Below are 12,433 nucleotides of genomic sequence, written 5' to 3'. Positions count from 1 at the left end.
CCCCCCCTACGCCGCCGGCTCTTGCGCCGGCGGTGCGCCGAGCGTGTCGATCACGCCGAAGCGCGCCGGCATCATCGCGTAGCACACGCGCACCTTCTCGTGCGACAGCCGGTCGAGCAAGCGCTGCGCCTCGTCCTCGGTGACGATGAATTCGATCTCGATCGCGAGCGATCCCTGCAGTTCGAAGAAGCGATCCTCGTGCAGCACGCGATGCTGGCCGAACCCGGCCATCGCGCGAAACGCGGAACCGCCCGCGACGCCCATCCGGTTCGCCTCCTCCAACAGCCATTCCCATAGCGGTTTCCAGTGCAGCCGATGCTTCTCGTGCACATAGAAGCGCAGGAAGATCTTGTCCATCGCACCCTCCGATGGCGGCACGCTCAGGCCGCCGCGAGCCATACGCGCGCGGTCCACATGCCGAGCGCCGTCAGCGCGAACGATCCAGTCAAGTGTAGGGCAGCCAACGCAAACGCCCATCCGAATTCGCCCTGCACCGCATGCGTCATCACTTCGACCGAATAGGTCGAGAACGTCGTGAGGCCGCCGAGAAAGCCCGTGATCACGAACAGCCGCCACTCGGGCGGCAGGCCGACACGGGTCGTGAACACGACGGCGGCGATGCCGATCACGTAGCCGCCGATCAGGTTCGCGGCAAGCGTGCCGAGCGGCACGGCGGGAAAGAAGTCGTTGAGCGCGAGGCTCAGGAACCAGCGCAGCAACGCGCCGAGCCCGGCGCCGACGAAAATCGCGACGATCGAATAGAACAAGGCCACTCCCGATCGATGAGGCGGCTGGAGTCAGCCGCCGGCCCCCGGTTGCCCGGGCGATGTCCGATCCCGGACGCTTACTGCGCGGGCGCGGGCGGCATACGCTGAACTGTATGCGGATTCGCCGCGACCCCGCAACGGCAACCGCCGGCGGGATGCCCGCAGGCTCAGGTCGCCTCGCCCGTCCGCAGGCTCACGCGCATTGCCAGGCTGCGTCGAGTGCGCTCAGCGTCGCCAGCGCGCCGCCCTTCAAGCCGATCACGTCCGCACGGCGCGCATGCGCTTCGCGCGCGTTGATGCGGATCACGTCGGCGCCGAGCCGTTCGCTCAGCAGGCGGACGGTCGGAATCGCGGTGCCCGCGCCGATCTCGACCACCGCGACCCGCCCGGCTTGCGCGATCCAGTCTTCCAGCGCGCGCTGCTGCGCGTCGTAGCGCGCACCGAGCCAGCCGGTGTCGCCGAACATCAAGATGTTCGGCCGCGCGAGGCCGCCGCAGTGCGGACAGCGCGGCATGTCGCCGACGAGGCGGCAGGTGGCTTCGTCGACGTCCGGCACGAACGGCGCCGCGTCCCACGTGTCGTCCGAACAGGGGCGCAGGCACTGCATCGCGTGGATCGAGCCGTGGATCTCGACGATCCGCGCCGGATCGAAGCCGGCTTTCTGGAACTGGCCGTCGACGTTGCTCGTCAGGACGAAGCCGCCGTTCGGCATCGCGTCGATCCAGCGGCGCAGGATCGCGAAGCCCTCATGCGGCACCGTCGCACGGTAGAGCGCGAGACGGTGCCCGTAGAAGCCCCACGCAAGCGGCGCGCGCGCACGGAACGCGTGCGGCGATGCGATCTCGTGGAATTCGAAACGCTCGTGGCGCAGCGCCGGATACGCGCGCCAGAACCCGTCCGTGCCGCGAAAATCGGGTAGCCCGGAATCGACGCCGATACCGGCGCCGGCCGTCACGAGCAACGCGTCGGCGCGCGCGAGCGCGCCAACGGCGGAGGCGACGAGATCGTCGGGCAGTTGCGCGGCAGCAGCAGCAGTGGAGTCAGCGGAATCGGAAAACGGCATGATGCGGCGGCGGTAGTGTCGAGCGGTGCGCGGGTGGCGTCGCGATCATACGCCGGATCGCGTGCAGCGCGGCGTGCGCGATGCAACGGCACGACGCGAGCTCGCCCGGCCGTGGGCGATACAGGCGGCCGGGCGATGCAGGATGCAGCCTGAGGCGCCGCGACCGGGCGCCCCCCGTCTGCTCAGCTATCCGAATCGTGCGGTGCGACCGGAATGTCGTCGACCGCGAAATAGACCGCCTTGCCAAGCTGCCGCGCGAGGGCGACATCCGCGTCCGCCCCGCGCGACGCGCCGTCGATACGCAGCACCGCGTCGCAGCGGCACAGCAGCCGGTGCGCGGCCGGGTACAGGAACGCCTCGCTGATCGCGTCGCCGACCTGTCGCGACCCGGCCGCGACCGCGAGCGGCAGCGACACCCACTCGCCGATCATCGGCACGTGCCCGCGGCGATACACGGCGAGCGCCGTCTCCTCCAGCCGGCGCAGGTTCGCAGCGATGCGCGCGGGGTCGCCGTCCGTGCCGCTGCGATAGGGGCCGGCGACCAGCACGAGCAGCGGCGTCATGCCGGGCCCACGCCGGCGGTTTCCCGCAGCGCGACGTACTGGAGCAGCATGATCGTCTTCGCATCGACGATCTCGCCGCGCTCGACCGCGTCCAGCGCCGCCTGCAGCGGCATCTCGACGACCTCGAGATCCTCGCCCTCTTCCGCGACGCCGCCGCCGTCGCCGGTGCGCAGCGACGCATCGTATTCGCCGACGAAGAAATGCAGCTTCTCCGTCACCGAGCCCGGGCTCATGAACGCCTCGAACACCTTGCGCACGCCGCGCACGCGAAAACCGGTTTCCTCCTCGGCCTCGGCGCGGATGCGCGCTTCGGGCGTCGCGTCGTCGAGCAGGCCGGCAGCGGCCTCGATCAGCATGCCGTCGTGCCCGCTGACGAACGCCGGCATCCGGAACTGCCGCGTCAGCAGCACATCGCCCGTCCCGGCCTTGCGCAGCAGGATCGTCGCGCCATTGCCGCGATCGTAGGTCTCGCGGCTCAGGCGCTGCCATGTTCCGTCGCGGCGCAGGAAATCGAACGTCACCTTCTTCAGCACATACCAGTCATCGGACAGCACCGTCGTATCGACGATGCGGACACGGTCCCGCGTTGCAGCCATCCCAGCCTCCCGTTCGACAAAAGACGGCGCCCATGGTAACGTGCATATTCGTGCAACTTCAAGAAGATTCGTGCAATCACGATGCTGACGACACAACGCAAGAAAGCGATCCTCGACGCACTCGCGCGCGACGGCCAGGTGCTGGCGGTCGAGCTGAGCGCGCAATTCGGCGTGTCCGAAGACACGGTCCGCCGCGACCTGCGCGAGCTCGCGGCCGAAGGCCTGCTGCAGCGCGTGCATGGCGGCGCGCTGCCGGCGTCGCCGGCCGTTGCGCCGTTCGCGCAGCGCGAGGCGCTCGAGCCGGCCGAAAAACGGCGCATCGCACGGCGGGCCGCGGAAATGATCGCGCCCGGGCAGGTGGCGATCGTCGACGGCGGCACGACTTCCGCACTGCTCGTCAGCCAGTTGCCGGCCGACCTGCGCGCGACCATCGTCACGCACAGCCCGAGTGTCGCGGTGGCGCTCGCCGCACATCCGTCGATCGACGTGATCCTGATCGGCGGGCGGCTTTACAAGCATTCGATCGTCGCCGTCGGCGCAGCGGCGATGGAAGGCATTGCGCGCATCCATGCGGACCTGTACTTCATGGGTGTCACGGGCGTGCATCCGGTCGCGGGGCTCAGCACCGGCGATTTCGAGGAAGCGGCGATCAAGCGCGCGCTGGCCGAACGCGCGGCCGAGACGGTCGTGCTCGCGTCGCAGTCGAAGCTGCGCGCGGCGTCGCAGTTCGTGATCGGCGAAATCACGCTGGCGCATACCGTGGTGGTCGAAAAGGAAACCGACGCCGCGTTGACGAAGCCGATCGAGGCGGCAGGGGTGACGGTCGTGCGCGCATAGCGGCGACGGGGTGCGCTCACGAGGGATGTGCGGATGTGCGGATGTGCGGATGCGCGGATGTGCCGGATGTGCCGGATGTGCCGGATGTGCCGGATGTGCCGGATGTGCCGGATGTGCCGGATGTGCCGGATGCGCCGGATGCGCCGGATGTGCCGGATGCGCGGATGCGCCGGAACGCGTCCGTCGACTCGGCCGCGCCCTTTCATCGCGTCGCCGCCGCGCCCATGTCAGCGTGCTGACAGGGTCCGCTTGCTAACATGGGCGATCGCCCAACCGCCACGCGCCGCCCACCCGATGCCCCCGCCCTCCGCCGCCACCTCACCTGCACCGCCAGCAGGCGACGCACCGCCGCCCGGCGTCCTCGCGCTGTTCATAGCGTTCTCGCAGATCGGCCTGACCAGCTTCGGCGGCGGGCTCAGCGGGCGGATGATGCGCGACTTCGTGTACGAGCGGCGCTGGCTCGACGAGGAAGCGTTCCTCAACGGCCTCGCGCTGTCGCAGGCGCTGCCGGGCGTCAACGTGAAGAACCTCGCGATCTGGATCGGCTACCGGCTCGCCGGATGGCGCGGCGCGGTGGCCGGCTTCACCGGCATCATCGCGCCGCCGGCCGTGCTGATCGTGCTGTTCGGCATCGCGTTCTCGACCCTCACGCGCTTTGCGCTCACGCATGTCGCGCTCGCCGGCGCAGCGGCCGCGGCGATCGGGCTGTCGATCTCGATGGCGATCACCGCCGTGCGCCGGTTGCCGCGCCGCGCGCTGCCGTTCGCGGTGATGGCGCTCACCTTCGTGTCGGTTGCGGTACTGCACTGGCCGCTCGTATGGACCGTGCTGGCCGGCGGCACGCTGAGCGTCGCGCTCGAATATCGCCGCGCGGCCGCGACGCCGGCCGGGAGCGACTCGCCATGACCGCATCGCAACGCTATGCCGCGCTGTTCGGTGTGTTCGCGCCGCTGTCGATTGCGACGATCGGCGGCGGACAGGCGATCATCGCCGACATCCAGCGGCAAGTGGTCGACGTGCATCACTGGATGACCGCCACGCAATTCGTGAACGATTTCGCGATCGCGCGGATGGCGCCGGGCCCCGGCTCGCTGCTGGCGACGCTGATCGGCTGGCAGGTGGCCGGCTTCTGGGGGGCGGTGATCGCGACGCTCGCGCTGTTCGGCCCGACCGCGTTCCTGATCTACGGCGTCGCGCATCTGTGGCGGCGGCACCAGGGCGCGCGCTGGCAGATCGCGCTCGAAGCCGGCCTGCGCCCGGTCGCGGCCGGCATGATCCTCGCGTCGGTGTGGGTGCTGCTGCAGGCGCTCGACGGCGGCTGGGCCGCGCGCGCGATCGCGGTCGCGTCGACGCTGTGCGTGATGTATACGCGCGTTCACGCGCTGCTGCTGATCGCGATCGGCGCGCTGCTGCTCGTCGGCGTGCACGCGCTCGGCATGTGAGACGCGGCGACGCGTTCGCGAAGGCGGCGGCGAACCAAGCATCCGATACCCGCGCGGCGACGCGAGCACGTCCGCGCACTTCTCGCCGCCGGTTCGCCCGGCTCGTGCACCCCATCGACTAGACGCCGCGAAACACCGGCGCGCGCCGTTCCGCGAACGCACGCAGCCCTTCGTCGAAATCCGCGCCTTCGCACGCTTGCCGGCGCAGCTCGGCAATCCGTTCGAACGCGTCGGCCGGCAATGGCCGCGCGTCCTGCAGCACGCGCAACTGCTCCTTCACCGCGTGCACCGCGAGCGGCGCCTTCGCGACAATCGTACGTGCGACGTCGAGCGCCGCATCGTCGACCCCACCCGCGTCAACCAGCCGGTTCACGAGCCCGTGATGCGCGGCGCGCTCCGCATCGAGCGGCTGCGCGCAGAAGAACATCTCCTTCAGCACGTGGATCGGCAGATTGTCGTAGAAGCGCAGCAGGCCGCTCGTCGAATACGGCAGACCGATGTTCGCGGGCGTCATCGCGAAACGCGCGTCGCGCGCCGCGACCACCAGGTCGCAGCTCATCACGAGATCGACCGCCCCGCCCCACGCCGAGCCCGACACCGCCGCGATCACCGCGCCCGGATAGGTCCGCACGCGCCGCAGCGCCCGTTCGAGCGGCTTGCCGTACGCAAGCGGATCGCGATCGTCGGCCAGTTCACGCAGGTCGTGCCCCGCGCTCCACACGTCGCCGCTGCCGTCGTTCGACAGGATCACGACGGGTGGCGGACGGTGTCCGGCCAGCGCGTCGAGACGCGCGACGAGCGCATCGAGCAATGGCGCGTCGAGCGCATGCCGTCGCGCCGGATTCGCGAACCGCACCCGCGCGATCCGCTCGCCAGCCATATCGACCGTCACGCGCGACGCGCCGTCGTGTTTCGTGTCGTTCATTGCACGGCCTCCGTCACTGCTTCCGCCTGGAAGATCGCGCGCTCGGCCAGCAGCGCGTCGATCGCGTCGTCGCCATAGCCCGCTTCGCGCAGCACGTCGATCGTATGCTCACCCAGCAGCGGCGGCGCATGGCGCGTGCGCGGCGCCGGCACGGCGTCACCCATCCCGCCGAGCGGCGTGACGACCTGGCGCAGCGTGCCGAGCGTCGGATGCGCAACCGGCTCGACCAGCCCGCAATGCGCGAGCTGCGGATCGTCGAATACTTCATCGAGCGTGTTGATCGGCCCGGCCGGCAGCCCGGCGTCGACGAAACGCTGCGTCCATTCGCGCTTGCCGCGCGTGCGCAACCGGCTTTCGAGCAACGCTTTCAGTTCGTCGCGGTGCGCGACGCGCGCGTCGTTGGTCGCGAAGCGCGGATCGTTCGGCAGCTCGGGCAGATCCAGCAACTGGCACAGCCGCAGCCACATGTCGGTCGTGATCGGCGCGAGATTGAGCGGCCCGTCTGCCGTCTCGAACACGCCGTACGGCGCGATCACCGCATGCGCATTGCCGGTGCGGCGCGGCACGTCGCCGAGGCTGAGGTAGCGTTGCCCGTGCACGCTCAGCAGCGAAACCAGGCTTTCGAGCAGCGACGTGCCGACATGCTGGCCGCGCCCCGTGCGCTCGCGCTCGTACAGCGCGGCCATCACGCCGGTCGCGACCCACATCCCCGAGCTGAGATCGCCGATCGCGGTGCCCGTGCGGGTCGGCTCGCCGTCGGGAAAACCGGTGAGGCTCATCAACCCCGCATAGCCCTGCGCGATCTGGTCGAAACCCGGCCAGTCGCGCAACGGGCCGCGCGGGCCGAACGCGGTGACGCTGCCCATCACGAGCCGCGGGTCGCGTGCACTCAGCGCCGAATAGCCGAGCCCCATCGCGTCCATCGTGCCGGCCTTGAAATTCTCGATCACGACGTCGGCCTGCGCGATCAGCCGCCGCACGACGTCGAGTCCGGCCGGCTGCCGGAAATCCACGCAGATGCCGCGCTTGTTGCGGTTGCAGGACAGGTAGTACGTGCTCACGCCGCGATCGAACGGCCCCCATGCGCGGCTCATGTCGCCGTGCGGCCCCGATTCGACCTTGATCACGTCGGCGCCGAGATCGGCGAGCACCATCGAGCAGAACGGCCCCGACAGCGCGCGGCTCAGATCGACGACCCTGATTCCTTGTAATGCCTGCATTCCGGACTCCTGATATTGATGACTGGGTGTGGCTGGTTGCCGGGCGTTCGCGGCGTGCCGCTCATTCGGGCAGCGTCTGGTGGCGCGTTTCGACCGCGAACGGCAGGATCAGGATGCCGAGCCCGAACACGGCCGCGGTCCATGCAACCGGCACGCCGAGCGATCCGTAACCGTGAATCGCGGCGCCGAGCAGGAAGTTCACGCCCGCGCCGATGAAGCGGCCGACCGACGCGTTGAACGCGAACGCGGTGGCACGCACGCGCGTCGGGTACTGCTCGGGCAGCCATAGCGAGAAGATCGCGAAATTGCCGCCGAAGAAGCCGAGGAACGCGAGCGACACCATGAATGCCGCGAGCCCGTTCGGCTGGTAGAACGCCCAGCCGAACGCGAACACGATCGATGCGGCCATGCCCGCGAAATACACGCCGAGCGCAGTGCGCCGGCCGAGCCGTTCGGACAGCCACGGCGCCACCAGGCAGCCTGCGATCGTCGCGCACGACAGGATCGCCGCGCCGATCGATGCGAGCCGCATTGCACCGATGTGATCGATGCCCGCGCGCGCCGCCAGCGTGCTGACCGCGCTCGCCTCGTAGACGGAGCCGGCCCACAGCCCGACGATCGCGACGCCGACGAGGCTCGCGCTCGTCAGCGTGCGGCGCAGGAAGGCCGGCGCGAAGATCTCGCGCAGCGGATGTGCGCGGCGCGCGTCGGCCGCGTCGCCGTCGCGGGCGTCATGCCGGCGCCACTGGCCGGGCTCCTTCACGCGCATCACGGTGAACACCGCGAGCAGCGCCGGCGCGAGGCCGCACAGGAACATCGCGCGCCAGCCGTAGGTCGCGCCGATCGTGTAGTTCAGGCACGCCGCGATGAAGAAGCCGAAGTAGTAGCCCGTCTGCAGATAGCCGGCGCCCATTTTGCGGCGGTCCTCCGGCCAGCTCTCGGCGACGTAGGTGCCCGCGAGCGCCCATTCGCCGCCGACGCCGATCCCGGCGATCAGCCGGCACGCGGCCAGCGCCCACACGTCGTGCACGAACGCGGCCGCGCCGGTAAACACCGAGTAGATCAGGATGCTCGCGGCGAGCGTGCGGACGCGGCCGAAGCGGTCGGCGAGCGGCCCCCAGATGAACGACAGCCCCCAGCCGATCAGGAACAGCGCGAACAGGATCGAGCCGTACATCCCGAGATTCGCGGGCGTCGCCGCGATGCCGGACGCCGGCAGCAGCTCGGTCAGCGCGGGAATCAGCACCAGCGCGTAGATCACCGAATCCACGCCGTCGAGCACCCAGCCCGCATACACGGCCCAGAAGCCCTTCACCTGCTCGCGCGTGAGCGGCGTGCGCCGCGGCTTCGCGCCGGCCGCCGGCGCGTCGATCGCCTTGAACATCTTCGTCTCCTTGCCGGCGGGACCGGCGCTTTTGCCGCGTCCGGTCCGGAATGGCCGGCACGCTGGCTCTTGTGTGAGACGAGTATAGAAACACCATCGATCACAGAAAAATATGATATTCATCTCGCTCGATCGGATTCGCTTATGGCTCGAATCGGGAGGGGCGGCGATGGACTTGAGGCAGTTGCGCTATTTCGTGAAGGTCGTCGAATACGGCAACGTCACGCATGCGAGCGAGGCGCTGCATGTCGCGCAGCCGGCGGTCAGCCAGCAGATGCGCAATCTCGAACAGGATCTCGGGATGCAGCTGCTCGAACGCAGCGTGCGCGGCGTCGCGCCGACCGCCGCCGGCCGCACGCTGTACCAGCACGCGCTCGAACTGCTGCGCCAGGCCGATGGCACGCGCGAGCTGCTGCGCCGCGATGCCGACACGCCGCAGGGCCGCGTGACGGTCGGCATGCCGTCGAGCACCGCGCGCGTGCTGGCCATTCCGCTCGCCCGCGCCGTGCGCGACCGCTATCCGGGCATCATGCTGGAGCTGATCGAGGCGCCGAGCGCCGATCTCGACACGCTGCTCGAACGCGCGCGGCTCGATCTCGCGATCGTCGTCGACGCGGTCGACACGCGCGGCATCGCGATCCACCGCCTGCTGACGGAAACGCTGTACCTGATCACGTGGCCCGGGTTCCAGGTGCCGGACGATCCCGTGCCGCTCGACGCGATCGCGCAGATGCCGCTCGTGCTGCCGAGCGCGCCGAACACGATCCGCAACCGTGTCGACTGGGCGATGCGCGAGGCTGGGCTGTCGTACGAAATCAGCTTCGAGGCAAGCTCGACCGGGCTGCTGTTCGCGGCCGTGATGGCGCAGCTCGGCGTGACGATCCTGCCGTGGACGGCTGCACACGTCGAGATCGAGGAGCGCAAGCTCAAGCTGTCGACGGTCGCGCACCGGCTGTTCGCGCGCGACCTGTCGCTGTGCTGGCACGATACGGCGCTCGTCAGCAACGCGGTGCAGAAGGTGAAGGCGGAGATCGTCCGGCTGTTCGACACGCTCGGGCAGCGGCCGGAGTGGGCGGCCGGGCAGGCCGACCGTGCGTGACTGGAGCGCCGCGTGCGTCGTGACTTGTGCTGCGAAGCCGCGCGTACTAAGCTCCGTTCATCCTGGGTACCGCTGACACCTCCGCTCCTCCTCGCCGCTCGGTATAAGCGTCGGGGGAAGGAGGCCGTTCGTGTCCCCGTTCCAGTCTGCCTGGCTTCTGCTGGGCGCCAGTGTCCTCGCCGAAGTACTTGGCTCCGTCGGCCTGAAATATTCGGCCGGCTTTTCCCGCCCGCTCCCCTCCGCGCTCACTGTCGTCTGTTACGCATGCGCGGTCTGGCTGATGGCACTCGCGACGAAGCGGCTCGAAATGGGGCTCGCGTATGCGAGCTGGGCCGCCGCCAGCACCGCGGCCACGGCCGTGATCGACATTGTCTGCTTCGATGAATCGGTGTCGTCGCTGAAGCTCGCCGGCATCGCGCTGACCGTTTGTGCGCTCGTCGCGCTCAACCTCGGCGAAGCGGCGACGCGCTGACCGTGATCCCCGCCGGTTGCCGGCACGCGGGCACCGGGGGCATTGACAACCTCCCCCGACACCCCTTAACGTTGCTCGCATCGTAACCATCACCGGTTCAGCTTAAGAGGTTGTCGGCCCGCTCGTGCTCGACACCTCTGCCTTCGTCGAAGGCCTGCTGCTTGGCGCCGGACTGTTCACGTCGGTCGGCCCCAAGGACGCGTTCGTCATCAAGCGCTCGCTCTCGAGCCCCCATCTGCTTTCCATTGCCCTCGTCTGCGCAGGCAGCGACGCGTTGCTGATCGCGCTCGGCGCGCATGGGTTGTCATCGCTGCTGTCGCGACATCCCGGCGTGGTGTCGGCCGCGCTGTGGGCCGGCATCGCGTATCTCGCCGGCTATGGCCTGGTCGCGCTGCGCTCGGCGATCTGGCGGCGACAACCCGGGCCCGTCGATGGCCCACACACGGGCAAGGAGCCCACGCTCTCGCGCACGGTGCTCGCGACCGCCGCCGTCTCATTGCTCAACCCGTATGCGTGGATCGACACCGTGCTGCTGCTCGGCACGATGATCGTGAGCCGCATGCCGGCCGCACGGGCACCGTTTGCGTTCGGTGCGATGGCGGCTTCGCTCGTGTGGTTCCTGATGCTCGCCTATGGCGCACGTGCGTGCCGTGCGTGGTTCACCCGGACGCTCGCATGGCGCGTGCTCGATTTCTTCGTCGCGGCGATGATGCTCGGCTTCGCGGTGCGTTTCGCGATCGACGCGCTTCAGGCATCAGCGGCTCGATAACGTGCGAAACAGGTCGTTTGCGCCGGCATGCAGTTCGAAGCCGATGCCCGGTGCCTGCGGTACCCGTGTGTATCCGGCGTCGACGCTTGCGCCATCGGCCAGTCCGCTGAATGGACGAAACGCGAACGGACTGACTTCCGCGCCGCCGAGCCCGAGCGCGGCGACGACGTGCAGCGAGAACAGGTGGCCGCCGTGCGGCCAGAATGCGTCGCGCCGCCAGCCGCGCGATGCGAAGTGATCCACGATCTGCAGATAGCCCGGCAGCCCGTAGCAATGCACCGGATCGAACACGAGCACGTCGCGCTCGGGACGCAGGCCGCCGTAGCGGTCGAGCAGCTTGGCTTCCGCGAGCGAGAACAACGCTTCGCCGGCCGCGATCGGCGGTGCGTAGCGCGCGGCGAGATCCGCCTGGAGCGGCAGGTCGAGCGGATCGCAAATGTCCTCGAACCACCAGAGATCGAACGGCGCGAGCATCGCGGCGGCAGCTTCGACGGTCGTCGCATCGTACGTGTTCATCGCGTCGACCGCGAGATGCGAACTGCCAGCCAGTTGCGTGGCAGCCGCTTCGATGCGCCTGCGGTCCTGATCAGGATCCGCGCCTCCAATCTTGATCTTCGCGTGCGTGTAGCCCAGATCGGCGATGCGGCGTATCTCGTCCGACAGACGCGCGAGGTCGTCATGCGGATAGCGGTAGCCGCCCCCCGCGTACACGCGCACGCGTGGTGCGGCCGTGCGTTCAAGCCGGTCGGCGAGAAAGCGATGGAGCGGCAGGCCGGCGATTTTCGCGGCGGCATCCCAGATCGCCATGTCGAGCGTGCCAACCGCGACGCATCGTTCGCCATGTCCGCCGGGCTTCTCGCCGGCCATCATCGAGCGCCATGCGCGAAACGGATCGAGGTTCGTGCCGGCTTCGTCGGCGAGCGTGTCGGCGGCGGCCAGCAGGCGCGGCGCGAACCGTTCGCGGATCAGGCCGCCCTGCGCGAAACGGCCGATCGACGCGTAGCCATAGCCCGTCACCGGGCGGCCATCGCGCACGACGTCGGTGACGACCGCGACGACACTCGTCGTCAGCCCGCCGGACGGGATCGCCGGATCGGCATAGCGGGACACGGGAATCGCTTGTTCGTGGATCGCGGTGATGCGCATGGGCGGGGTTCCGGGAAACGTTCGGTGTGCGCGGGTCATGCTCGCATGGCGGCCGGTGCGACTGCCGGATCGCTGCATCATAGGCGCATGCGCGAAGTCACGCAGGCTCGCGACCGTCCTGCAATCCGACCGGCGGCGTCCGAATCGCGC

General features: G+C 69.3%; 16 protein-coding genes. 7 read left to right on the top strand and 9 right to left on the bottom strand.

The window, feature by feature from the left end; genetic code table 11:
* Positions 1-6: 6 nt before the first annotated feature.
* From HWX36_RS07760 to HWX36_RS07740, 5 genes are all read right to left on the bottom strand, one after another.
* Positions 7-357, bottom strand: a complete 351-nt coding sequence (locus HWX36_RS07760; protein WP_175951586.1) for a DUF190 domain-containing protein — start codon at positions 355-357, stop codon at positions 7-9.
* A gap of 23 nt (positions 358-380) precedes the next feature.
* Positions 381-767: a fluoride efflux transporter CrcB gene (crcB, locus tag HWX36_RS07755; RefSeq protein WP_175951585.1), complete on the bottom strand. Its 387-nt coding sequence runs from the start codon at positions 765-767 to the stop codon at positions 381-383.
* A gap of 193 nt (positions 768-960) precedes the next feature.
* Positions 961-1,830, bottom strand: a complete 870-nt coding sequence (locus tag HWX36_RS07750) for a Sir2 family NAD-dependent protein deacetylase (protein ID WP_175951584.1) — start codon at positions 1,828-1,830, stop codon at positions 961-963.
* 182 nt (positions 1,831-2,012) lie between these two features.
* Positions 2,013-2,393 carry a DUF4406 domain-containing protein gene (locus tag HWX36_RS07745; protein ID WP_175951583.1) on the bottom strand — a complete coding sequence of 127 codons (381 nt, stop codon included), beginning with the start codon at positions 2,391-2,393 and terminating at the stop codon, positions 2,013-2,015.
* Positions 2,390-2,989 (bottom strand): NUDIX domain-containing protein, encoded by a 600-nt coding sequence (locus tag HWX36_RS07740; protein ID WP_175951582.1) that lies wholly within the window; start codon positions 2,987-2,989, stop codon positions 2,390-2,392. Before HWX36_RS07740 ends, HWX36_RS07745 begins: the two co-directional genes overlap by 4 nt.
* Positions 2,990-3,070: 81 nt before the next feature.
* On the opposite strand from HWX36_RS07740, the gene HWX36_RS07735 reads away from it, so the two are divergent.
* From HWX36_RS07735 to HWX36_RS07720, 4 genes are read left to right on the top strand one after another with little or no spacing between them, the layout of a single operon-like run.
* Complete coding sequence (locus HWX36_RS07735) at positions 3,071-3,826, top strand: DeoR/GlpR family DNA-binding transcription regulator (RefSeq protein ID WP_175951581.1); 756 nt, start codon at positions 3,071-3,073, stop codon at positions 3,824-3,826.
* A gap of 59 nt (positions 3,827-3,885) precedes the next feature.
* Positions 3,886-4,065 carry a hypothetical protein gene (locus HWX36_RS07730; protein ID WP_175951580.1) on the top strand — a complete coding sequence of 60 codons (180 nt, stop codon included), beginning with the start codon at positions 3,886-3,888 and terminating at the stop codon, positions 4,063-4,065.
* A 55-nt stretch (positions 4,066-4,120) separates the two neighbouring features.
* A complete protein-coding gene (locus HWX36_RS07725; RefSeq protein WP_175951579.1) occupies positions 4,121-4,732 on the top strand; it encodes a chromate transporter in 612 nt (203 codons plus the stop codon).
* Positions 4,729-5,268 carry a chromate transporter gene (locus tag HWX36_RS07720; RefSeq protein WP_043181677.1) on the top strand — a complete coding sequence of 180 codons (540 nt, stop codon included), beginning with the start codon at positions 4,729-4,731 and terminating at the stop codon, positions 5,266-5,268. The genes HWX36_RS07725 and HWX36_RS07720 overlap by 4 nt, the downstream gene beginning before the upstream one ends.
* Positions 5,269-5,386: 118 nt before the next feature.
* Here HWX36_RS07720 and scpB read toward each other — a convergent pair whose 3' ends face one another.
* From scpB to HWX36_RS07705, 3 genes are all read right to left on the bottom strand, one after another.
* On the bottom strand, positions 5,387-6,193 hold the full coding sequence (scpB, locus tag HWX36_RS07715; RefSeq protein ID WP_175951578.1) for a methylmalonyl-CoA decarboxylase: 807 nt from the start codon (positions 6,191-6,193) through the stop codon (positions 5,387-5,389).
* Positions 6,190-7,413, bottom strand: coding sequence for a CaiB/BaiF CoA-transferase family protein (locus HWX36_RS07710; protein ID WP_175951577.1), 1,224 nt, complete (start codon positions 7,411-7,413; stop codon positions 6,190-6,192). The genes scpB and HWX36_RS07710 overlap by 4 nt, the downstream gene beginning before the upstream one ends.
* Positions 7,414-7,474: 61 nt before the next feature.
* Positions 7,475-8,797: an MFS transporter gene (locus HWX36_RS07705; RefSeq protein ID WP_175951576.1), complete on the bottom strand. Its 1,323-nt coding sequence runs from the start codon at positions 8,795-8,797 to the stop codon at positions 7,475-7,477.
* A 169-nt stretch (positions 8,798-8,966) separates the two neighbouring features.
* On the opposite strand from HWX36_RS07705, the gene HWX36_RS07700 reads away from it, so the two are divergent.
* From HWX36_RS07700 to HWX36_RS07690, 3 genes are all read left to right on the top strand, one after another.
* A complete protein-coding gene (locus tag HWX36_RS07700) occupies positions 8,967-9,896 on the top strand; it encodes a LysR substrate-binding domain-containing protein (RefSeq protein WP_175951575.1) in 930 nt (309 codons plus the stop codon).
* A 130-nt stretch (positions 9,897-10,026) separates the two neighbouring features.
* The gene (locus HWX36_RS07695) at positions 10,027-10,368 is read left to right on the top strand and encodes an SMR family transporter (protein ID WP_175951574.1); all 342 of its coding nucleotides are present in this window, start codon (positions 10,027-10,029) and stop codon (positions 10,366-10,368) included.
* Positions 10,369-10,492: 124 nt separating this feature from the next.
* Positions 10,493-11,137 (top strand): LysE family transporter, encoded by a 645-nt coding sequence (locus HWX36_RS07690; protein ID WP_175951573.1) that lies wholly within the window; start codon positions 10,493-10,495, stop codon positions 11,135-11,137.
* On the opposite strand, the gene HWX36_RS07685 is transcribed toward HWX36_RS07690, so the two are convergent.
* Positions 11,123-12,283 carry an enolase C-terminal domain-like protein gene (locus tag HWX36_RS07685; protein WP_175951572.1) on the bottom strand — a complete coding sequence of 387 codons (1,161 nt, stop codon included), beginning with the start codon at positions 12,281-12,283 and terminating at the stop codon, positions 11,123-11,125. The genes HWX36_RS07690 and HWX36_RS07685 overlap by 15 nt on opposite strands.
* Between the last annotated feature and the right edge of the window lie 150 nt (positions 12,284-12,433).

The sequence above is a fragment of the Burkholderia sp. BCC0405 genome, from assembly GCF_902833075.1.
Lineage (GTDB): Bacteria > Pseudomonadota > Gammaproteobacteria > Burkholderiales > Burkholderiaceae > Burkholderia.
Note: the sequence above shows the minus strand (reverse complement) of the source record. Positions and strands in the feature narration are given on the sequence as shown.

What these genes read in the sequence shown, in the direction of transcription:
- HWX36_RS07760 (WP_175951586.1), bottom strand. Translation starts at nt 357, where the DNA reads ATGGACAAGATCTTCCTGCGCTTCTATGTGCACGAGAAGCATCGGCTG.
- HWX36_RS07750 (WP_175951584.1), bottom strand. Translation starts at nt 1,830, where the DNA reads ATGCCGTTTTCCGATTCCGCTGACTCCACTGCTGCTGCTGCCGCGCAA.
- HWX36_RS07745 (WP_175951583.1), bottom strand. Translation starts at nt 2,393, where the DNA reads ATGACGCCGCTGCTCGTGCTGGTCGCCGGCCCCTATCGCAGCGGCACG.
- HWX36_RS07740 (WP_175951582.1), bottom strand. Translation starts at nt 2,989, where the DNA reads ATGGCTGCAACGCGGGACCGTGTCCGCATCGTCGATACGACGGTGCTG.
- HWX36_RS07735 (WP_175951581.1), top strand. Translation starts at nt 3,071, where the DNA reads ATGCTGACGACACAACGCAAGAAAGCGATCCTCGACGCACTCGCGCGC.
- HWX36_RS07725 (WP_175951579.1), top strand. Translation starts at nt 4,121, where the DNA reads ATGCCCCCGCCCTCCGCCGCCACCTCACCTGCACCGCCAGCAGGCGAC.
- HWX36_RS07720 (WP_043181677.1), top strand. Translation starts at nt 4,729, where the DNA reads ATGACCGCATCGCAACGCTATGCCGCGCTGTTCGGTGTGTTCGCGCCG.
- scpB (WP_175951578.1), bottom strand. Translation starts at nt 6,193, where the DNA reads ATGAACGACACGAAACACGACGGCGCGTCGCGCGTGACGGTCGATATG.
- HWX36_RS07710 (WP_175951577.1), bottom strand. Translation starts at nt 7,413, where the DNA reads ATGCAGGCATTACAAGGAATCAGGGTCGTCGATCTGAGCCGCGCGCTG.
- HWX36_RS07705 (WP_175951576.1), bottom strand. Translation starts at nt 8,797, where the DNA reads ATGTTCAAGGCGATCGACGCGCCGGCGGCCGGCGCGAAGCCGCGGCGC.
- HWX36_RS07700 (WP_175951575.1), top strand. Translation starts at nt 8,967, where the DNA reads ATGGACTTGAGGCAGTTGCGCTATTTCGTGAAGGTCGTCGAATACGGC.
- HWX36_RS07685 (WP_175951572.1), bottom strand. Translation starts at nt 12,283, where the DNA reads ATGCGCATCACCGCGATCCACGAACAAGCGATTCCCGTGTCCCGCTAT.